Origin of the sequence: Psychrosphaera algicola (assembly GCF_028401425.1) — a bacterium.
GTDB lineage: Bacteria > Pseudomonadota > Gammaproteobacteria > Enterobacterales > Alteromonadaceae > Psychrosphaera > Psychrosphaera algicola.
The window spans coordinates 2,221,850-2,243,744 of sequence record NZ_JAQOMS010000002.1 but is presented as its reverse complement, the minus strand read 5'-3'; the positions used below and the strand labels follow the sequence as shown (position 1 = coordinate 2,243,744).

Here is a 21,895-nt window from a genome sequence, read left to right as displayed (position 1 = left end):
ACTCTAGCGATATAAAAAATAATAGAGTAATGCCGTATGTCTTATCCAAAACCTATCTTAATATCAGAATTACAAACTGCACTTAGTGATCCAAGTTGGGATTCCGTTGTAATCATCGCACCACAATTTGACGCAGAGTTACCTGACAACATCCAAACTGTAATTCAACAACAGGCTAAATTTGATCAACGTATAGGCAATAGCGTTGTGACTATTGTGACGCAAGAGATAGCCCCAAAACGCTTAGTTCTTGCGCCTACGGGTCAATTAACACGTTATTTTGATGACGTAAGACGCTATTTTGATGCTGCAAAATTGGCAGCAGTTGAAGTGATTAAGATGGGGTCGGTGAAACCATTACTTGTTGTTTTATCAGATAAAAGTGAGACTTATAAAAATGCCACTACGGTAAGCTATCTTGGGTTTAGTCAGGCCTTATGGCAGCCGTTAGAGGCGAGAGAATATCATGGTGAAAGTATCGAGCCCGTCCAGACCATTGGCTTAGTCGGAGGTAATATAGACGTAAACCTTGCTGCAGCTATCGAAAGTGGCAAGTACGTAGCCCGAGATCTTTGTGGAACCGAACCTGAACGCATGGCACCGCCTCAGTTTGCGCAATATTGTGTCGACTCGTTTGCTAACAGCAATGTTAAGGTTAGTGTAGTCGATGATATGGCCGTGATTGAACGCGATTATCCATTAATGTGGGCCGTAGCACGTGCTTCGGTTGAAGTAGAAAGACATCAACCTAGAGTCATCCGATTGGAATATATACCTGAGGGTGAAATCACTAAAACCTTAATGTTGGTGGGTAAAGGGATTGTCTATGACACCGGCGGCGCTGATCTAAAAACCGGCGGACATATGGCGGGTATGAGCCGCGACAAAGGTGGTGCAGCAGCGGTTGCTGGGTTTATGAAGTCAGTTGCAGAACTTGCACCTAAAGGCGTTAAAGTGGTTGCAGAACTTGCTGCGGTGCGCAACAGTATTGGTGCAGAAGCATTTGTATCAGATGAAATTATTACCGGTCATTCTGGTGTTCGAGTTCGTATTGGCAACACTGATGCGGAAGGCCGTTTAGCTATGGCGGATTTATTGTCTCGATTTAAAGATGAAGCGCTTACTGAAGTTAACCCTATTTTGTTTACCGTCGCGACTCTCACAGGCCATGCCGCTAGGGCTGTAGGGCCATATACCGCGTTAGTTGAAAACGGTGTGGCATATAAAATGGGATTAGGTGAGAACATGGTTAAACAGGGGGACTTGATTGGTGACCCATGTGAAACCAGTCGGTCACGCAGAGAAGATTATGATTTTGTTCAGCCTAGAACCAAAGCAGACGATTTGCTGTCATCAAACAATGGACCGTCAGCAGTAACAGCCCGTGGTCATCAATTTCCGATGGCATTTTTAGCACTTGTCGCTGGGTTAGAGCAGCACGATGTGAACTCAACTCAACCTATGCCTTATATTCATATCGATATCGCCGGTAGCGGTGTTGAGAATGGTGATTGGCAACATGGTAAACCTACGGCTGCGCCAGTAGCTGCTTTATTATCTTCGTTTTTGTAATATCTGATGGCCATCTAAGTTAATTTATTTAGATGGCCCTTCTCACTATTTGCTTTCCCTAAGATGCTGAGAATATATGATATTTTAAATTGTACTTCACAATTTTATTGTTGAGACTATAGTAGTATTCAATAGCGATTAACGCACTAAAGTGACTACAATGAAAAAATCATCGCATTATTGGCTGGACTCAATTTAATCTCGTTCGCTGTATGTTCGAATTCTCGTTTTGACGATGTCGAAGTCACTGCAACTCAAGTTGTTGGTAATGTATTTGTATTGACAGGTACAGGTGGCAATATCGGTATTTTAACGGGCTCAGATGGCATCTTAATGGTGGATGATCAATTTGAACCACTTGCCCATAAGATAGAAAAAGCAATTAAAGTGGCAAGCCCGAATTCCCCTAATAAAGTAACCTACGTTGTAAATACTCACTATCACGGTGATCACACTGGTAGTAACGTCTATTTTTCTAAGTCAGCCAGTATATTAGCTCACGAGAATGTTAGAAAGCGGATGTCGGTAAAGCAAAAAGGCCCGGGACTGCCTGTGATAACTTATTCTGACGGCGTTAAATTATATGTAAATGACGACCGGGTTCATGTTAAACATTTAAGTTCAGGTCATACCGATGGTGACTCCGTAGTTTATTTTGAAAAGCATAATGTCTGGCATTTGGGTGATATGCTGTTTGAATCTCGTTTTCCTTATATCGATCTTAAAAGTGGTGGCTCAGTCCAAGGTTATATTCAAAATCTCGAAACACTTTTGGCGCAAATTGACGACACCGCTAAAGTTATTCCCGGACATGGTAATTTAACTGACAGAGTCGGTGTAAAAAATCTAAAAGACATGATAGTGGCGACTTTCGCAGAAGTGTCGGAAATGAAGTCGAGAGGGATGACATTAGCTCAGGTAATTGAACAAGGGTTAGATCAAAAGTGGCAAGCGTGGAGTTGGTCATTTATTAATGAAGAACGCTGGATAACTACATTATATGAGTAATAAGCTGTTTTTTAATGGCAAGTTTTAAAAGGTGCCTTACACTTGTTGTAATCGGCTAACATTTAAATAAAATTAGGGTGATGGACTTCCTTAAATGCGTTTACAACAAAAATCACTTTTAGTCACGCTACCGCTGATACTGATCCCCACGATTATTTTGGGATGGTTGTCTTTTCATTATACAAAAGACGCACAGGTACAAATTGAAAACGCCAAACTTCAAGCCGACGTAACGTATCGTTCCAACGCGATGCAAAACTACATTAATAACGCCAAGTCAGCTTTACAATTTATCTCGTCGTCTGGCGATATTAAAATGTTGCGGACACGTGTTGTTCGAGATTTACCTTATAGCCTTGCCCAAGAATTTATTGTCGAAAGTTTTGAAACATTTGCAACCGCTTATCCCGATACCGAATCTATAGTGTTATTCACCAAAGATTTAGAGCCCATATTTGGTTACGCGAATCCTGCAATACAATTGAATATTGACGACGTACGACTAACATTGTCGGATCAGGTATGGCGTCTAATATCAAAGCAAAATGAAGCTCCTAAAATTGAAATTCAACTACCTTTGATCGCTACCGGTGAAGATATTGAAGACGGAGATGCACATTGGGGCTATGTTCAATTAATTCTAAAACCAAGTTGGTTGGAGTTATTTGATTTACCAAAAGACAAAACCTCTAGCAGTTTTATCGTTAGTGATTTACAGGGTAAGTTGTTGTTTACATACCCTTATAACAATGTCGGCACGACGTTGCCTAGTCAGTTATTTGAGCGACTCTTAGACTCAGCACGAAAACTGCAATCTTCAGATATAAACGATGGTAGCCAGAAAGTGTTTTTCACTGGCAAAATCATGGATGCGCGCTACTTGCTGCTTTACGGCATGAGTGAATCGAATGTTCGCCACCATGAATCGAATATCACATTATTAACGGTGATGATTGTCCTTATCTCAGTCGTCATCGCCCCAATGCTGTTATTTTATGTTTTTTCGAGGCATGTCATACAACCAATCGAAAAGTTAGCAAATGCGAAACAACAAGTCGCACAGGGGATGTTGGATGTGAAGCTCGAAGTGCCTAATAATGATGAGTTAGGTGAGCTGTTTGCCGCGTTTAATGTCATGGTTAGGCAGTTAGTTGTTTATCGTGAAAACGAACGCGAAAGCCGTCTACGCTTAGAATATAAAGTAAAAGAACGTACCGAAGAGCTAGAGAAAACAAACTATGCTTTGGCAAATTCTAATCGTGACCTAGAGGTTGCTAAGCAAATATCAGAACAGGCCAATGATTTAAAGAGTGCATTTGTTGCTAATATTAGCCATGAGATTCGTACCCCACTGACTGCAATTTTGGGCTTTACCGAACAGGTTATTGCAGACATGCCAAGTTCTAAATACCAAATGGATTTACTCACTAGAGTTTTAAAAAGCGGTAAACATTTGTTGGCTTTGATAAATGACATATTGGATCTGTCTAAAATAGAGTCTGAAAAACTGGAGCTTGAGGTTTCAGAGTTTGACATGTTTGAATTGTTTAACGATGTGATCTCCATTTTGTCGTCACAGGCTGCAGATAAAGACTTAGAGTTTCAATTTAATCAGCACTTCCCGCTCCCGCGTCTTGTTCGAACTGACGCCACAAGGTTACGACAGGTTTTGTTAAACCTAGCAAGCAACGCGATAAAGTTCACAGCCGAAGGTTTCATCCATATCGATGTTCGTTATATTCAACAAACAAAACTAATAGAAGTGACAGTTAGCGATAGTGGAATTGGTATGAGCGCGGACGTTCAGCAACGTATCTTTACACCATTTGTGCAAGCCGATGTGAGCATTTCTCGACGGTTCGGCGGCACTGGTCTTGGCTTAGTTATTTCTAAAAGTTTAACTCATTTACTTGGTGGTGATATTCGGGTCTTTAGCGAAGAAGAAAAAGGCAGTGAGTTTGTTATGAACTTTGCGTTATCTTTGGATAATGACGAGTTTGAAACGCCTCTTATCAATAATCTCGAAGAGCTTGCTGAGGTAACACCGAGTTGTGATTTGCACGAAAATAAACCAAAAGCAAATGCCGGTACGTCTGAGAAAATGGTGGGGCGTGTTCTTGTTGCCGAGGATGTTGAAGACAACCAATACTTGTTTGGATTACTTTTGCAATCGGTTAATGTTGATTTTGTTATGGTTGAAAATGGTGAACAGGCTGTTGAAAAAGCCCTAATCGAAGATTTCGACCTAATCTTAATGGACATGCAAATGCCAATAATGGGAGGCATTGAAGCGACACAACTGTTAAGACAAGCTGGCGTCGACACCCCTGTTTACGCGCTCACAGCAAATGTGATGCGCGAAGATATAGATCGGCACCTGAAAGCGGGTTGTAATGGCACAATTGCGAAACCAGTTGAAAAACAAGAGTTCTTCAAAGTTCTGCAGCGACACTTAGCGGCAGATAGGGAAACCGAGCCAGAGTTTGTGCTCCCAGAAGCACAAATGAAATCATTACGTGAAAACTATTTAACACAACTCGTTAGTCAATGCTCTTTGATTAAGACATTAATCCATGACCAAGATTTGGCCGGTTTAAGGTCTGAATTCCATAAAGTAAAAGGCGCTGCCGGCAGCTACGGTTTTGTGGAGCTAGGTGCAGCAGCTAGTGTTTGCGAAGTCACCGCGAAAGAACATTTAGCTCTAGATATTTGTGATTGGACTATACTAACTAATGAGTTTGGCGACTTTGTCCAATTGGTGGAAGCCGTGTTAGCAAATAATTCGGTGCAGTCTTAAGTTGATTAATATGAAGCAAGCGCAACAAGATATTTGGATTGCAGGGGCAGAGCGTTGTCCATCGCCTAATTTTAGCGAAAGAAAATGTCAGCCAAGTGCAATAAATGGGTATGTTGATCTGTTGGTAATCCACAATATCAGTTTGCCTCCAGCACGCACAGAGTCTGATTTTTATAATCGTTGTGTCGAGGAATTTTTTGTAATAAACTGGATACGGAAGTTTATCCTACGTTGAAAGAACTTGATGGGATCTGTGTTTCGGCCCATTTATACATTCGTCGTGATGGCAGTATAGTGCAGTTTGTACCGCTTAATAAAAGTGCTTGGCATGCGGGCGTGAGTCAGCATAAAGGACGTGAAGCCTGTAATGACTTTTCGGTGGGGATTGAATTACAGGGAACCGACGTTTTACCATATACTGAACAGCAATATCACACTTTGATCCAAGTGACTCAAACAATCAGGGAAATCTTTACCAAAATTACAGTTGAAAATATTGTTGGTCACGTCCATATTGCACCGGATAGGAAAACAGATCCTAGGGCTAGCTTTGATTGGCAAAAATACAAAACTGAGCTGGTCCAAACTGAAACGAAATCAAATTTATAAATTGGCATTTTGCTAGTAGATACGGGACAAAAGATGACTTTAATATTATTGCTTTTGGTATTGGTAACTGAGCGAGTTGCACTACAAGGAACTAAATGGCATGTAACTCCTTATCTAACTTGGTATTTGGACAAACTATTGCCTAAGTTTTTCAGAAAAGACACAGAGTCACCTGCGATTTTACTTTTTGTTGCGCTCCCGCTGTATCGATAGGCTTGCTGCTGTATTTTATTGATATTGGCTTAATAGAGTTTGCGGCTAATTTAGTTGTTTTAGCCGTGATCATCGGTAATACAGAAGTACGTGCGTTTTATCGTCAGTATTTGAATGCTGAAAATCGCAATGACGTTGAAGCGATGAATTTATTGCAATCAGAATTGTCTGAACAGGGGTTTGCAACAAATGTTCAGGCCACAACCAATACCTCCGACAGCGCCCCAGAAAATGCTGAACAGGAAGTTGCTCAAACCGAAGCGACTGATGAGCTCGCCGATACGGTTACTATCGCCCCTGAACCAAAGCCATTATCAGAAAGCCTCATTTGGTGTAATTTTAAATATTACGCAGCTCCTATTTTTTACTTTGTTATCTTTGGTCTTCCCGGCATCGTTTTTTACGCCACCGCACTTTATTTATTTGAAAGTAAATCACTCAAAAACAGATTGCCTGATAATGTTATATCTACGTTAAAAGCTTGGAATGAGTGGATGTTCTGGCTGCCGGCTCGATTTGTCAGTGTTGGGTTTATGTTTGTTGGCCATTTTTCAAATGGCTTAGAATCCTATCTAAAATTAGCTGCTAATTTTAGCGTACCGGCATATCAAATGATTACGGAAGTCGCCCATGCCGCAGAAGGTGGTCATCCTCAAAGCAATGAAAAAAACATGGTAAAACTTGCGAAACGTAACATGGCACTGTTTGTTGTGGTTGTCGCTTTATTGACCTTGTATGGCTACATTGTCTAAAAGGGATTTTGTAAGTTGTTGAATATATTAATTTAAATTTGGTTGTCATGGCAGTGGTCTAGCCTCATTTGGAAAGGTTTACATTTTTATTCATAATTGATATTATTCTTCGTCTTATAATGGTAAGACCAATTTACCAAGTGGCTTGAATGGTCAATTAATGGAATGTATTTGTGGCTAAAGTAGTGGCAACTAAAGTTTCTGAACAAGTGGCAGCGCAATTAGAAAAGCTGATCATTGACGGAACCTATGGCGCAGGTAGTAAACTCGCATCGGAGCGAGATCTAGCAGCTCAGTACGGTGTATCCCGTCCTTCTGTTAGAGATGCCATTAAAAAGCTAGAAGCTAGGGGTATTGTTACTCGTAAACAAGGCGGTGGCACATTTGTTTGCAACCAACTTGACGCACCTTTAGCTGAACCATTATTTGAATTACTAGCAAATAGCCCAGAATCACATTACGACCTACTCGAATTTCGATGTGCACTTGAAAGTGTCATCGCATATTACGCAGCGCTGCGTGGCACCGATGAAGATAAAAGCGTATTCAAGCGGTGTATCAAACTGTTGTAAGCCAAGAAAGTAGTGAAGACTTGGAAGCTTTAGCTAAAGCCGTTGTCGATTTTTATCTCGCGATTGCTGAAGCTTCACATAATGTCCTGCTGTTACATTTGTTGCGGGGCATTAGAGAACTAATTTTACATAACGTAAAAGAAAACTTGCTGGTTTTTAGTGGTCACAATGAAATACGTGGTCAGTTAAGTCAGCATAGAGAAAAATTGATGCAAGCTATCTTAGATGGTGAGCCGGAACAAGCAAGGTTGGCCAGTGGTCAACATTTGGCGTTTATTGAACAGTCTTTGTTAAAGCTGGATCATGAACATAACCGAATTCAGGGGTCTGTGAGGCGTCTTTTAAGCAGCAAATAGCATTACAATTATGCATATTGCGACTAAGCTTCATAATCCCAGATATTAACAATGACAAATAACTACAGGAACCTGAAACTATGTCAGAGAACCTAAATTTGAATCAGGATATTGATCCACAAGAAACTCAAGAATGGCTTGAGTCGATTGAAGCAGTTCTGGAGCAAGACGGGGCGGAACGTGCTCACCAAATATTGGAAGCACTTATCGACAAAGCTCGACGCAATGGCGCACATTTACCTTACTCGCCAACTACTGCGTATCTAAATACGATCCCCGCTGGGCAAGAGCCGCAAATGCTAAGGTGACCGAACGTTAGAGTCACGTATTCGTTCAGCAATCCGCTGGAACGCATTGGCGATGGTTGTTCGTGGTTCGAAAAAGATTTAGAGTTAGGTGGACATATTTCATCTTTTGCATCGTCTGCGATGTTATACGATGTAGGTTTCAACCACTTCTTCAAAGCTGACAAAGACAATAAAGGCGGCGATTTCCTTTACATTCAAGGCCACGTATCTCCGGGTATTTACTCTCGTGCATTTGTTGAAGGTCGTTTAACTGAAGAGCAGCTAGATAATTTCCGTCAAGAAGCTGATTCAGATGGTTTGTCGTCTTACCCACACCCTAAGTTGATGCCTGATTTCTGGCAGTTCCCAACGGTTTCTATGGGCTTAGGTCCAATTGCAGCTATTTATCAAGCTCGTTTCTTAAAATATTTGACAGACCGTGGTATCAAAGATTGTTCAGAGCAACGTGTATATTGCTTTATGGGCGACGGTGAATGTGATGAGCCAGAAGCACTAGGTGCAATTGGCCTATAGCAGCTCGTGAAGGGTTAGATAACTTAACTTTTGTTATCAACTGTAACTTACAACGTCTTGACGGTCCTGTTCGTGGTAACGGCAGCATTATACAAGAACTTGAAGGCACATTCCGTGGCGCAGGCTGGGAAGTGATTAAAGTTATTTGGGGTTCTTACTGGGATCCACTAATTTCTCGCGATAAAGACGGCAAGTTATTAGAAATAATGGAAAGCACAGTAGATGGTGAATACCAAAATTATAAAGCGAAAGGTGGCAAGTACACTCGTGATAATTTCTTTGGTAAAACACCTGAAACGGCGGCTATGGTTGCAAACATGTCAGACGCTGATATCTGGCGCTTGAATCGTGGTGGCCATGATCCAGTTAAAGTTTACGCTGCTTATGACCGTGCTAAAAATACCAAAGGTCGTCCACAAGTTATCTTAGCCAAAACGGTTAAAGGTTATGGCATGGGTGACGCTGGTGAAGGTAAAAACATCGCTCACGGTGTTAAGAAAATGGACCTCGAAGCATTAAAAGCTTACCGTGACCGCCATCACCTAGACATTTCTGACGAAGATTTACCGAATGTACCTTATGTCACTTTCCCTGAGGGCAGTGAAGAATATAAGTACATGCATGGTCGTCGTGAAGCATTAGGTGGTTACCTACCTGCTCGTCGTCGTAATTCAGACGTCGAAATGAATATGCCAGACTTAAAGGCATTTGAAGCAATTACTAAAGGTTCAAACGGTCGTGAAATTTCAACGACTATGGCGTTTGGCCGAATCTTGTCTGCAGTTATTAAAGACAAACAAATCGGTAAACGTATTGTGCCAATCATTCCTGACGAAGCACGTACATTTGGTCTTGAAGGTTTATTCCGCCAAGTTGGTATTTATGCCCACGAAGGCCAAAAATATACGCCTCAAGATGCAGACCAAGTTGCTTATTATCGTGAAGATAAGAAAGGTCAAGTATTACAAGAAGGGATTAACGAACTTGGTGCTATGTCTGACTGGCTTGCTGCGGCAACGTCATACTCAAACAACAATGAACCAATGATCCCGTTCTACATCTATTACTCAATGTTCGGTTTCCAACGTGTCGGTGACATGGTGTGGGCCGCTGGTGATTCACAGGCTCGTGGTTTCTTGGTCGGTGGTACTGCGGGACGTACAACATTGAATGGTGAAGGTTTACAACACCAAGATGGTCATACTCATTCTCACTTTGGTACAGTGCCTAACTGTATTACTTATGACCCAACATATGGTTATGAGTTAGCGGTTATTGTACAAGACGGTATGCGTCGTATGTACGGTGACAACGAGAATGTGTTCTATTACTTAACTGTCATGAACGAAAACTATGTTCAACCTGCAATGCCTGAAGGCGTTGAAGAGGGCATCATCAAAGGTATTTATAAGCTTGACGATGTTAAACCTAAAAAGCGAAAGCGAATGTTCGTCTATTAGGTTCAGGTACGATTTTATTACAGGTTCGTAAAGCAGCTGAAATTTTGGCTGAAAAATATGGTGTATCTGCTGAAGTATTCAGTGCGCCATCATTTAATGAACTTGCACGTGAAGGCCAAGATGTTGACCGTTTCAACATGCTAAATCCAGAAGCTCCGGTTCAAAAAGCGTATGTTACTGAATTGTTAGAGCAAGGTACTGGTCCAGTCATTGCTGCTACCGATTACATTAAGAGTTACGCTGATCAAATTCGCGCTTATGTGCCAGCACCTTACCGTGTATTAGGAACAGATGGGTTCGGTCGTTCAGATAGCCGTGAAAACTTACGTCGTCACTTTGAAGTTGACCACAACTATGTCGTTGTCGCAGCACTAAGTGAATTGGCACGTAGCGGTGATATTGAAGCCAAAGTTGTTACTCAAGCGATTGCTGATTTAGGCATTGACGCTGAGAAACTTAACCCACTTTACGCTTAATCACGGCTTAGGAGAAAATTTAGATGGCTAATTTAAAAGACATTCTAGTCCCAGATGTGGGCGGCGATGAAGTTGAAGTAATTGAACTTTGTGTTGCTGTAGGCGATGCAATTGTTGAAGAAGATTCAATTGTTGTTGTCGAAACAGACAAAGCGACAATGGACATCCCGGCACCATTTGCAGGGACGGTTAAAGAAATTAAAGTTGCAGAAGGCGATAAGGTTTCTGAAGGCGGTTTATTAATTACGGTTGAAGTAGGTGCGTCTGCTCCTGCAGAAACTGCAGCGCCAGTTGTTGAAGCGCCAGTGGCTGCGCCAGAAGCTGCTCCAACACCCGCTCCGGCGGTTGAAGCGGCACCAGTTGCGACAACAAGTGCAGTAATTGAAGTTGCTGTACCTGATATCGGCACTGACGACGAAGTTGAGATTATTGACTTGTTGGTTGCTGTTGGTGATTCTGTTTCAAAAGAAGATGGATTAATCACTCTTGAAACAGACAAAGCAACAATGGACGTGCCTTGCCCTGAAGACGGTGTTGTTAAAGAAATTAAAGTTGCTGTTGGCGGTAAAGTCACCCAAGGGTCACTTGTGTTGTTACTAGAGACAAGTTCTGCGGCTGCGCCTGTTGCTGCGGCACCTGCACAATCAGCAGCGCCAGTTGCGGCACCTGCTCCGGTTGAAGCAGCTCCTGCACCAGTTGCTCAAGTTGCTGCTGTTGCAGAAGCGAAAGACGTAGAAGTTCCGGATATTGGTACTGACGAAGAAGTTGACGTTATCGACATACTTGTTGCCGTAGGCGACGAAGTTGAAGCTGAGCAAGGGTTAATTACACTTGAGACAGATAAAGCGACAATGGATGTACCTGCACCTTTTGCGGGTATCGTTAAAGAACTAAAAGTCGCCAATGGTGACAAAGTTTCTCAAGGCAAGTTGATTGCCGTTATTGAAACTAAAAGTGCGGCACCTGCTCCAGTAGCAGCGGCAGCGCCAGCAACGAGTGCTCCGGCACCAGCTGCGCCAGCGAAAAAGCACCACCTGTTGCCCTAGCGCACCCATCACAAGCTGGTGGCTCTGCTTCAGGTAAACAAATTCACGCGACGCCTTCGGTACGTCGTTTAGCAAGTGAATTTGGTGTGGATTTAACGAAAGTTACAGGCTCTGGTCGTAAAGGTCGTATTTTAGCCGACGATGTAAAATCGTATGTTAAATACGAATTGTCACGTCCAAAAGCAACTGCAGCGTCAAGTGTTGCTGCCGGCAACGGTGGATTACAAGTGCTTGCACAGCCTAAAGTTGATTTCTCTAAATTTGGAGAAGTTGAAGAGAAGCCACTAACACGTATCCAAAAGATTTCAGGTCCTAACTTACATCGTAACTGGGTAACTATCCCACACGTTACACAGTTTGACGAAGCTGATATCACCGAAGTCGAAGCGTTCCGTAAAGAACAAAACGCGCTGTTACAAAAACAGAAATCTGATCTTAAGATCACGCCACTTGTCTTTATTATGAAAGCATGTGCTTCTGCATTACTAGCGTACCCACAATTTAATTCTTCTTTAAGTTTAGACGGCGAAAGCATCATTCTTAAGAAGTATGTTCATATTGGTATTGCTGTAGATACACCAAACGGCCTAGTTGTTCCGGTTGTTCGTGATGTTGATAAAAAGGCGTTAACGAAATTTCACGTGAATTAATGGAAATCTCTAATAAAGCACGTAATGGCAAGTTAACGGCGAAAGATATGCAAGGTGGTTGTTTCACTATATCTTCACTAGGTGGCATCGGCGGTACGGCATTTACGCCAATCGTTAATTCACCAGAAGTGGGTATTTTAGGTGTTTCTAAATCTGAAATTAAGCCAAAGTGGAATGGTTCTGATTTTGTACCTAAACTAATGTTGCCTTTATCACTATCTTACGACCACCGTGTTATTGACGGCGCGTTAGCAGCACGCTTTACAGTGCACATCAGTCAAGTAATGACAGATATCCGCAAGTTAGTGTTATAAAACAACAAGAAAGTCCTGCGTGTGCAGGACTTTTTTAAATCGGAGTGCTAAACTCCGAAAAATTTGATTTGGAGATTGAAAGTTTTCAAGTCGTTTTTCTGTAATTAGAATAATGAATTCGGAAAGGTATGTACCTTTCTTATTACCCTACCAGCAAATAGAGGTTAATAATGAGTAACGATATCAAAACCCAAGTAGTGGTTCTTGGTGCAGGTCCAGGCGGATATTCAGCGGCATTTCGTGCTGCCGATTTAGGTTTAGACGTAACTTTAGTTGAAGCACGCAGCACACTTGGTGGTGTTTGTCTTAACGTAGGTTGTATCCCTTCAAAAGCGTTATTGCACGTGGCTAAAGTCATCGACGATGCAAAAGATATGGCGTCTCATGGTGTTACATTTGGCGCACCTGAAATTGATCTAGATAAGATCCGCTCATGGAAAGATAGCGTTGTTTCTCAATTAACTGGCGGTTTAGACGGTATGTCTAAAATGCGTAAAGTTAAAGTGGTTAATGGTTACGGTAAATTTACTGGTAGCAACACTTTAGCGGTTAACGGTGCTGACGGCGTGACAAACATTACGTTTGATAATGCAATCATCGCAGCAGGTTCTGAACCTGTTAACTTACCTTTCATCCCAGAAGATGACCGTGTAATCGATTCAACTGGCGCGTTAGAACTTAAAGACGTCATAAGGCGAAATGTTAGTTCTTGGTGGTGGTATTATCGGTCTAGAAATGGGTACGGTATACGCGGCATTAGGTTCAAACGTTTCAGTTGTCGAATTTTTAGACCAACTTGTTCCTGCGGCTGATAAAGACGTTGTTCAAGTTTATTCTAAATACAATAAAGACCGCTTTAACATCATGTTATCAACTAAAGTTGTTGGCGTTGAAGCTAAAGATGACGGTTTATACGTAACGTTCGAAGGCAAAAAAGCGCCTGCTGAACCTGTACGTTATGACAAGATTTTAGTTGCTGTTGGCCGTAAACCAAACGGTAACTTATGTGATGCGACGAAAGCTGGTGTTGCTGTAGACGAACGTGGCTTTATTAACGTAGATAAGCAACTTCGCACAAACGTAAATCACATCTTTGCGATTGGTGACGTTGTAGGTCAACCTATGCTTGCTCACAAAGCCGTTCATGAAGCACATGTTGCAGCAGAAGTTATTTCTGGTAAGAAACATTTCTTTGAACCTCAAGCAATTCCTTCTATTGCGTATACCGATCCAGAAATGGCTTGGGTTGGCGTAACTGAAAAAGAAGCGAAAGAGCAAGGTTTGAACTACGAATCAGCTAAATTCCCTTGGGCGGCTTCAGGTCGTGCGATTGCTTCTGCAAGAACAGAAGGTTTCACTAAGCTTATCTTTGATAAAGACTCTCACCGCATCTTAGGTGGCGCGATTGTTGGTATCAATGCGGGTGAAATGCTAGGTGAAATTGGTTTAGCAATTGAAATGGGCGCAGACGCGGAAGACATCGCGTTAACTGTACATGCTCACCCAACGCTAAATGAATCTATCGGCTTAGCTGCTGAGATGTATGAAGGGTCAATTACTGACCTTCCTAATCCTAAAGCGAAAAAGAAAAAGTAGTTCTTTACTAACGCATCAGGATTTTCTAAGTTAGCTTCTGGCTAACCATATTTTAAAGGCCGCATATTGCGGCTTTTTTGTTTTCTAGGAACCTTCATTAATGCAGTTATTTCGACATCTTGTTGTTAGTTGTCTGGTTTTGTTCAGTTTTATCTTTAGTTTTCAAACCAAAGCAAACGAAGCTGAAGCACTCTTTTCAAATTACAGTCCAGCGCTTGTGCAGATTAAATGTATCAATATTGAATCTGGTCAGAAATCATCGATTGGTACTGGCTTTTTTATCTCTGAAAGTGGCCATATCGTGACTAATTACCACGTTATCTCTAATTTTATTCAATCCCCAGAGCAATATCGGCTGGAGTTATTGGACAACAACGAGCAGACCCATATTGTTGATGTCGTCGATATCGATGTTATTAATGATCTTGCTATATTAGACGCGAAACAGCCTTGGCCTGTTCATTTTCCGCTTGCTTCTGAGCCGCCAACAAAAGGACAGGAAATCTATTCACTTGGTAATCCGCATGACTTAGGCATGATAGTGGTTCCGGGCACATACAATGGTATTAAATCAAAAAGTTTCTATAAGCGGATCCATTTTACGGGGTCAATAAACTCTGGTATGTCAGGCGGACCTACGGTTGATGAATTTGGTAATGTAGTCGGCATTAACGTTGCGTCAGCAGGTAATCAAATTGGTTTTCTTGTACCAGTGGACAGACTTTTCAATTTAAGAGAGCAGGCATTAGAGACGTTAGACGTCAAAAAGGAAGAGGCGTTTTTTGTCGAACGTATCACCAAGCAGCTTACAGAGAACCAAAGTGCATTGTTCCAAGATTTAATTCAATCTGAATGGCCATTGTACAGTTTAGGGCAGGCAAAAGTCCCAAATGAACTCAGCGACTTTATGCCTTGTTGGGGTGACTCAAATCAAGATAAAGAAAAAGAATTGTATACGGCAGCCTCGACAAATTGTGCTTTAAACGAACGGATTTATTTAAGCAGTGATATGACGACGGGTCATGCGCAAATGGGATTCAGTTGGATCCACTCTGATAAGTTAAATGAGTTGCAATTAGCTACTTTATTTACGCAAACATTGAATCGACAATACAGCCGAAATAACGCTGGCCAAGATGATGTGACCGATTTTTATTGCCAAGAAGCACTTATTAATAACACACTTAAAACAACGTCTAAGGGCATTAGCTGTGTTAGGGCTTATCGAAAATACCCAGGCTTGTATGACGTAAGATTCCATTCTTTATTACTCGATAAAAATGACCAAACGTTAGTGGGTCGTTATGTACTGCAGGGTGTTAGTGAAACTACAGCGCAGTCCTTTTTCACTAAATTTGTTGAGAGTATTTCATGGAATTAATGATTGAAGTTGTTACCCGAAACAACAAGGTTCTGGCGTTACATAAAGTCCAAGGTGAAACTATTCGCATTGGTCGAGCATATGACAACGATCTGGTATTGCAAGAAGAGCATGTGTGCCCGTATCACGCGGAACTCAAACTATCCGAAGACGGCAGTTTACTGTTAGTCGACAGTGGCTCGGTAAATGGCATAAAAGATAAACATAATAAACAACTTAAACCTGTCGAAACGGTAACGTCAGGGGATGTTTTTGTTTTTGGCAAAGTATTTATTCGAGTTTTATTACCATTACATTCTGTTGCGCCCGCTAAAAAGATTAACGTAATAGAAGACATAGCACGAGCAGCCAATCATTGGTATTGGTCTTTGTTAGCCATTGCGATTTACTTTTTGATTTTGTTGGTCGACAAATATTACGAAACCTACCAAGAAGTTATTTGGAGCAAACTCACCGTTACCGCCATTTTTAGCGTACTAGCGTTGTTTATATTTCCGTTGTTGGTATCCATTGCAGCGCGTGTATTTAAAAAGGACGTCAAGTTTTTCACTATTGTGACCTTTTGCTATCTGCTTGCTATTTGCTGGTTGGTTCTCGCTGCTATTGGCTCAGTTCTTTTATTTAACTGGGGTGACAACGTTAGTATTTATATTGGTGCTGAGCTCATCGATTATGCTCTATTAATGATATTTTTAGGCGGCAGTTTTTATCTAGCGAGCAACATGAGCCTGCAACGTATTGCTGGCGTTTCAACTGTACTTGTTCTGGCTATTGCATCGTTGTCTTATATCAATGATAAAGGCGACGATAAGGTTAAATTATTCCCAACAATGAATAGTAAGGTCTTGCCATCGAAGTGGTTGCTTGCGTCTCCAGAATCGGCGGATAGTATTTTAGTTGAGACACAGAGCTTGTATAAAAAGGCGACATTAGAAGCCAAACGCAGAAACGCGGAAGCCGATAAATAATGTTGAAACCAATGTGTAATGGGGTTGAGCACATTAATTCAGTCCAAGTGTTAAGAACCGCACAATTAAAGTTGTCGACACGCGAATTTAAAGCCCGCGGGGCTTCGTTAAAACGTTGCTCAGCCTGTTTGCTGGGTGAGTCAAAATGCATTTGCGGTAGCGAACCGATTCCGGGTGAAATCGGCGTTTGTATGTTGATGTATCATGCTGAGTATTTTAAACCGTCAAATACAGGGCAACTCATTTGTGATCTGGTCACCGATAACTTCGCTTTTCGTTGGGAGCGTACAGAATGCGATCCTAAGTTAATTGAATTATTAGACGATCCTAAATGGTTTCCCGTGATTATCTTCCCTCACGATAATGTTGAAACAAGCCGACAACTGTCTGAATTGCCGAATCTAGAGGCGAGAAAAGGTCGACGGCCATTATTTGTATTTTTGGATGGCACATGGCGTCAGGCTAAAAAGATGTTTATCAAATCACCTTATTTGCAACATCTGCCTGTTTTACAATTAAATGACGCCTCACGAGGTGATTATCAATTGCGTGAGGCCTACCATGATCATCATCTAAGTACGGTTGAAGTTGCTATTGCACTGTTTAAGGAAAATGAAGAGGTGGAATTGGGTGAGCGATTAGAGGCATTATTTCAACGTTTCAGAAGTGGATATCAACACTTCAAACGCTAAATAGATCGCGTAATTCTATAATTTTCAACTACTTTAATTGTAGGGATTTAGTGTTCTCAGTATCAAATTATTTACATGATGGACTTAATTGGCGGCCTGAGGGCACATAGAAATTTACGTTACCCTTTAATAATCGCTGTAGTTCTACTATTCTAAAATTCAACATTATTGCCCTTTCGAAAAAACTAAAAACTAAAAACTAAAAAATAACAGTTGGAATAAACACTATGAAATTTTTATTGAATATTGGAGTAATGTTTCTACTCCTTTTATCAGGGCAATCTATTGCCAAATCAGATCAGATCCCCGTTGAAGATTTTTTCAAAAACCCAGAATTCTCAGGACTTCAACTATCCCCTAATGGTAAATATGTCGCTGTTTTATCACCAGTGAACACGCGCCGAAATATTGTAATTATGGAAACCAACAATCTTACTAAAGTTAAGCCAATCACTGGTTTCAAAGAGCAAGATGTGGGCAGCTTCTTTTGGGCTAATGATCAAGATATTGTTTTTACGCTAGATAGCGATGGTAATGAAGCGTTTAGTATTTACACAATTAACACGACAAAAAGAAAACCAAAAGTCGTTAAGTTGGTCGGTGCAATCGTTGATTCGTCAGGGATTCGTTCTGCTGCAACTGTGCATACCTTGCCAGACGATCCAGACCACATAATTGTCCAATATAATGGTCGTCGCGTAGTATCCCCAGATTTATACAAAGTTCCACTAGATAGTAAATGGAGCGAACGTGGTGAGCGTAACGGCAAGATGGACATGATTGCTCGAAACCCAGGTGATGTGCAAAGTTGGATCTTAGACCATAATGGTGCAGTTCGCGGTGCGTATTCGATTAAGGGCCTCACAGGAAAGTTCTTATACAAAGAAGCCAACGAAGAAGAGTTTCGAGTAATCAAAGAGTTTAACGTTGATGATGAAAATATCACGCCGCTAGGTTTTGCGTTCGACAATAAGACAATGTACGTTTCGTCTAATGTTGGCCGAGATAAGGGTGCTCTATATACCTACGATCCAGTCAAAGATAAATTAGGTGAACTGATTTTTGCCCACGACGAAGTTGACGTTGCAGGCTTAATGATGTCGCGTAAGCAGAAAAAGCTGTTAGGTGTGAGTTATTTTTACGAGTACCCAGAAGTGGCTTATTTCGATAAAGATTTTGCAACTTTAATGACGTCTTTAGAAGGTGCATTCAAGGGTAAACGTGTTGCAATTACTAGCATGTCTGAAGATGAAAAACTGAATATTGTTTATGTATCCAATGACAACGATCCTAGTGTTTATTATTTATTTAATAAAGGAAACAACAGCCTAAAACCATTGGTTCCAACTATGCAGTGGTTAGATCCAGAAAAAATGTCATCAATGAAACCGATTAAATTCACGAGTCGTGATGGCTTAACAATTCACGGTTATTTAACAATACCTAAAGGGGCCAAAGGTAAAGTACCACTGATTGTTAATCCACATGGCGGTCCTTATGGTATTCGAGACTTTTGGGGTTTTAATCCTGAGCACCAATTTTTTGCCAGTCGCGGTTATGCAACGGTACAAGTTAATTTCCGTGGTTCAGGCGGTTATGGTTTAGCATTTCAAAAAGCCGGCTATGGCGGTAAGTGGGGGCAGAAATGCAAAATGACCTTACAGATGCGGTAAATTATCTTGTTAAAGAGGGCATTGCTGATCCAGATAAAGTTTGTATTTATGGTGCCAGTTATGGTGGCTATGCAACGATGGCAGGATTAACCTTCACGCCTGATGTTTATAAATGTGGGATCAACTATGTTGGTGTAACAGACGTAGCGTTATTATTTGAATCAATGCCAAAGCATTGGGAACCACAAAAAGAGCTAATGAAAACTCGAATTGGTGATCCTGATGACGAAGCATTAATGAAACGTATGTCACCACTTGCGCATGTTGATAAAATCAAAGCGCCTTTAATGATTGTCCAAGGGGCGAGAGATCCACGTGTTGTTAAAAAACATGCGACTGACTTGCGTGATGCTCTTGAAGACCGTGGAATCGAGCTTAGTGACGATGAATGGATCATGAAGAAGAATGAAGGTCATGGCTTCAGAAAAGAAGAAAACCGCTTAGAGCTCTATACTAAAATAGAAAAGTTCTTAGAAAAGCACTTAAAGTAACTTTTAGTTAAAAGTCTTTATGAAAAAAGCCTTACTTTTGTAAGGCTTTTTTGTATCTTTTAACTCTGCTTTCATCCTTAAAGCTCAATGAAGGCTAGGGTGGTTAATAAATGGTCAAATTAGACATTCTTATTTGTAAGGTTTTGTTACATCCATTGACAACACTGTGTTAATCATTAATCTGATTGCGAATATTGAAATTTTGAATTGCGCTATATTCAATCACATAATTCAGTATAAAAATAAAAACAGGTTTTAGCCTACAATTCCGGAACAACACAATGAAAAAACTTAATGTAATCGCTGCGAGCGTTGCACTTGCTGTGGGGGCACTGTCATTGACAGCATGCTCTCCTAAAAGTGAAACAAATAGTCAAGTTCAAGCCGAGCAAGTTGCTGAAAAACAACTCGTTTCGGGCATTGACCTTAAAAATATCGATGACTCTGCATCCCCAACTGAAGATTTTTATATCTACACAAACGGTAAATGGCTTCAAGAAACAAAGATCCCTGCGGATAAGTCAAACTACGGTTCATTTACAAAGCTTTATGATGACGCCCAAGAAAATTTAAAAGCGATTATAGAGAAAGCTTCTAAAGCTAAAAACGCTAAAGTGGGTTCTGATGAGCAGAAACTGGGCGATTTTTATAATTCATATATGGATGAAGCACAGTCAGAGAAGTTAGGAATGCAGCCATTAAATGCATTAATGGCTGAAATTGACGGCTTATCCAACCATACTGATTTAGCCGCTATGATGGGTAAATTATATGGTTTGGGTGTAACTGGCCCTCTTGGTTTTTACGTAAACAACGACGCTAAAAAATCTGATCAATATGCTGTATACCTATTCCAATCAGGCTTAGGTCTTCCTGACCGTGATTATTATTCTAAAGATGATAAAAAATCTGAAGACAATCGTATTGCGTATGTCACTTATTTAACTGACATGTTAAAAATGGCGGGCATAGCCGATCCTAAAGGCGCAGCTAGCCGCATTATGGCATTAGAAACTGATTTAGCCGCTAAACAATGGTCACGTGTTGAATCTCGAGATGCAAACAAACGTTACAATAAATATAGCACTGAAGAATTTGCGTCTTACATGGGGACATTCCCATGGGCGGCCTATGCTAAAGAAACCAAATTGGCTGATGTAAAAGAAGTTATCGCTTCTCAAAATACATACATGAAAGCGTTTGGTGAAATGTTTACTAAGGTTGACGTTGGAACTTGGAAAGAATATTTCAAGATGAAACTACTTGGCGAATATTCTGACTATTTATCAAAAGACTTCGCAGACCGTAGTTTTGAGTTTTATGGTACAAAACTTAAAGGTATCGAAGAGCAACGTCCACGTTGGAAAAAGGCAGTTTCTGGTGTAGATACTGTACTTGGCGAACTTTTGGGTCGTTTATACGTTAAAGAACACTTTAAACCAGAAGCTAAAAGGCGCATGGAACAATTAGTTCAAAACGTGATTAAAGGCTTTGAAGTTGGCATAAAAGATTTAGAGTGGATGAGTGAAGAAACTAAGGTTTCTGCATTAGAGAAGCTATCTAAATTTACCCCTAAGATTGGTTACCCAGATAAATGGACTGATTACTCTGCATTAGAAATTAAAGCTGGTGATTTGGTCGGCAACTACATGCGTTTCAATCAATGGCAATTAACTCGTAATATTGAAAAGCTAGGTAAGCCTATCGATCGTAGCGAATGGCACATGACGCCACAAACCGTTAATGCCTATTACAACCCTGTAATGAACGAGATTGTCTTCCCTGCGGCCATTTTACAACCACCTTTCTTCAACTTAGATGCTGAAGATGCTGTTAACTATGGCGGTATTGGTGCTGTAATCGGGCATGAAATTGGCCATGGTTTTGATGACCAAGGTGCTAAGTACGATGGCGATGGCAACTTAAGAAACTGGTGGACAGAATCCGACCAAGCGCAATTTAAAAAGCGCGGTGAAAAGTTCTCTGCACAATACAGTGCATTTGAAGTGTTTGAAGGTGAGTTTGTAAATGGCGATTTAACTTTAGGCGAAAACATTGGCGACTTAGGTGGTTTAACTATCGCATATAAAGCGTACCAGTTATCTCTAAATGGCAAAAAATCACCTGTGCTAGACGGCTTTACTGGCGAGCAACGTGTATTCTTAGGTTGGGGTCAAGTATGGCGTCGTCTATATCGCGATGAAGCATTAAGCGAACGTCTAGTAACTGACCCACATTCACCGAGTCGTTATAGAGTAAATGGTATTGTTCAAAACATGCCTGAGTTTTATAAAGCGTTTGACGTTAAAGAAGGTGATGGACATTACCTTACCGAAGAAGAACGTGTAAAAATTTGGTAATTTAAAGCATCTTTATGCATTAAACTGTTAGTGCGTTTTTAGTGCATAACATTATGACTTTAAATACTATATTTAAATTGAAGGCCTC

General features: G+C 41.0%; 11 protein-coding genes and 5 pseudogenes. All 16 read left to right on the top strand.

Annotated features, from left to right (window positions below; translation table 11 throughout):
• The first annotated feature begins 36 nt into the window (after positions 1–36).
• The 16 genes and pseudogenes from PN838_RS12180 (at position 37) to PN838_RS12100 (ending at position 21,807) form a co-directional block, all read left to right on the top strand.
• Positions 37–1,572 carry a M17 family metallopeptidase gene (locus tag PN838_RS12180; protein WP_272180846.1) on the top strand — a complete coding sequence of 512 codons (1,536 nt, stop codon included), beginning with the start codon at positions 37–39 and terminating at the stop codon, positions 1,570–1,572.
• A 180-nt stretch (positions 1,573–1,752) separates the two neighbouring features.
• Positions 1,753–2,580 (top strand): MBL fold metallo-hydrolase, encoded by an 828-nt coding sequence (locus PN838_RS12175; protein ID WP_272180845.1) that lies wholly within the window; start codon positions 1,753–1,755, stop codon positions 2,578–2,580.
• Between the two features lie 94 nt (positions 2,581–2,674).
• Complete coding sequence (locus tag PN838_RS12170) at positions 2,675–5,377, top strand: ATP-binding protein (protein ID WP_272180844.1); 2,703 nt, start codon at positions 2,675–2,677, stop codon at positions 5,375–5,377.
• 10 nt (positions 5,378–5,387) lie between these two features.
• A pseudogene (ampD, locus tag PN838_RS27305) lies at positions 5,388–5,986 on the top strand (1,6-anhydro-N-acetylmuramyl-L-alanine amidase AmpD).
• A gap of 33 nt (positions 5,987–6,019) precedes the next feature.
• On the top strand, positions 6,020–6,199 hold the full coding sequence (locus PN838_RS12160) for a hypothetical protein (RefSeq protein WP_272180842.1): 180 nt from the start codon (positions 6,020–6,022) through the stop codon (positions 6,197–6,199).
• Between the two features lie 2 nt (positions 6,200–6,201).
• Positions 6,202–6,951 carry a regulatory signaling modulator protein AmpE gene (ampE, locus tag PN838_RS12155; RefSeq protein ID WP_272180841.1) on the top strand — a complete coding sequence of 250 codons (750 nt, stop codon included), beginning with the start codon at positions 6,202–6,204 and terminating at the stop codon, positions 6,949–6,951.
• Positions 6,952–7,124: 173 nt separating this feature from the next.
• Complete coding sequence (locus PN838_RS12150; RefSeq protein WP_272180840.1) at positions 7,125–7,523, top strand: GntR family transcriptional regulator; 399 nt, start codon at positions 7,125–7,127, stop codon at positions 7,521–7,523.
• Positions 7,505–7,879, top strand: coding sequence for an FCD domain-containing protein (locus tag PN838_RS12145; protein WP_272180839.1), 375 nt, complete (start codon positions 7,505–7,507; stop codon positions 7,877–7,879). The genes PN838_RS12150 and PN838_RS12145 overlap by 19 nt, the downstream gene beginning before the upstream one ends.
• An 80-nt stretch (positions 7,880–7,959) precedes the next feature.
• A pseudogene (gene aceE, locus PN838_RS12140) lies at positions 7,960–10,636 on the top strand (pyruvate dehydrogenase (acetyl-transferring), homodimeric type).
• Between the two features lie 23 nt (positions 10,637–10,659).
• A pseudogene (gene aceF, locus PN838_RS12135) lies at positions 10,660–12,646 on the top strand (pyruvate dehydrogenase complex dihydrolipoyllysine-residue acetyltransferase).
• 170 nt (positions 12,647–12,816) lie between these two features.
• Positions 12,817–14,242: pseudogene (gene lpdA, locus PN838_RS12130) on the top strand (dihydrolipoyl dehydrogenase).
• Between the two features lie 100 nt (positions 14,243–14,342).
• Positions 14,343–15,623 (top strand): S1 family peptidase, encoded by a 1,281-nt coding sequence (locus PN838_RS12125; RefSeq protein ID WP_215963401.1) that lies wholly within the window; start codon positions 14,343–14,345, stop codon positions 15,621–15,623.
• Positions 15,614–16,591 (top strand): FHA domain-containing protein, encoded by a 978-nt coding sequence (locus PN838_RS12120; RefSeq protein ID WP_272180838.1) that lies wholly within the window; start codon positions 15,614–15,616, stop codon positions 16,589–16,591. The genes PN838_RS12125 and PN838_RS12120 overlap by 10 nt, the downstream gene beginning before the upstream one ends.
• Positions 16,591–17,283 (top strand): tRNA-uridine aminocarboxypropyltransferase, encoded by a 693-nt coding sequence (locus PN838_RS12115; protein ID WP_252736726.1) that lies wholly within the window; start codon positions 16,591–16,593, stop codon positions 17,281–17,283. Before PN838_RS12120 ends, PN838_RS12115 begins: the two co-directional genes overlap by 1 nt.
• A gap of 227 nt (positions 17,284–17,510) precedes the next feature.
• A pseudogene (locus tag PN838_RS12110) lies at positions 17,511–19,447 on the top strand (S9 family peptidase).
• A 281-nt stretch (positions 19,448–19,728) separates the two neighbouring features.
• Positions 19,729–21,807, top strand: coding sequence for a M13 family metallopeptidase (locus PN838_RS12100; protein WP_272180835.1), 2,079 nt, complete (start codon positions 19,729–19,731; stop codon positions 21,805–21,807).
• Positions 21,808–21,895: the final 88 nt, after the last annotated feature.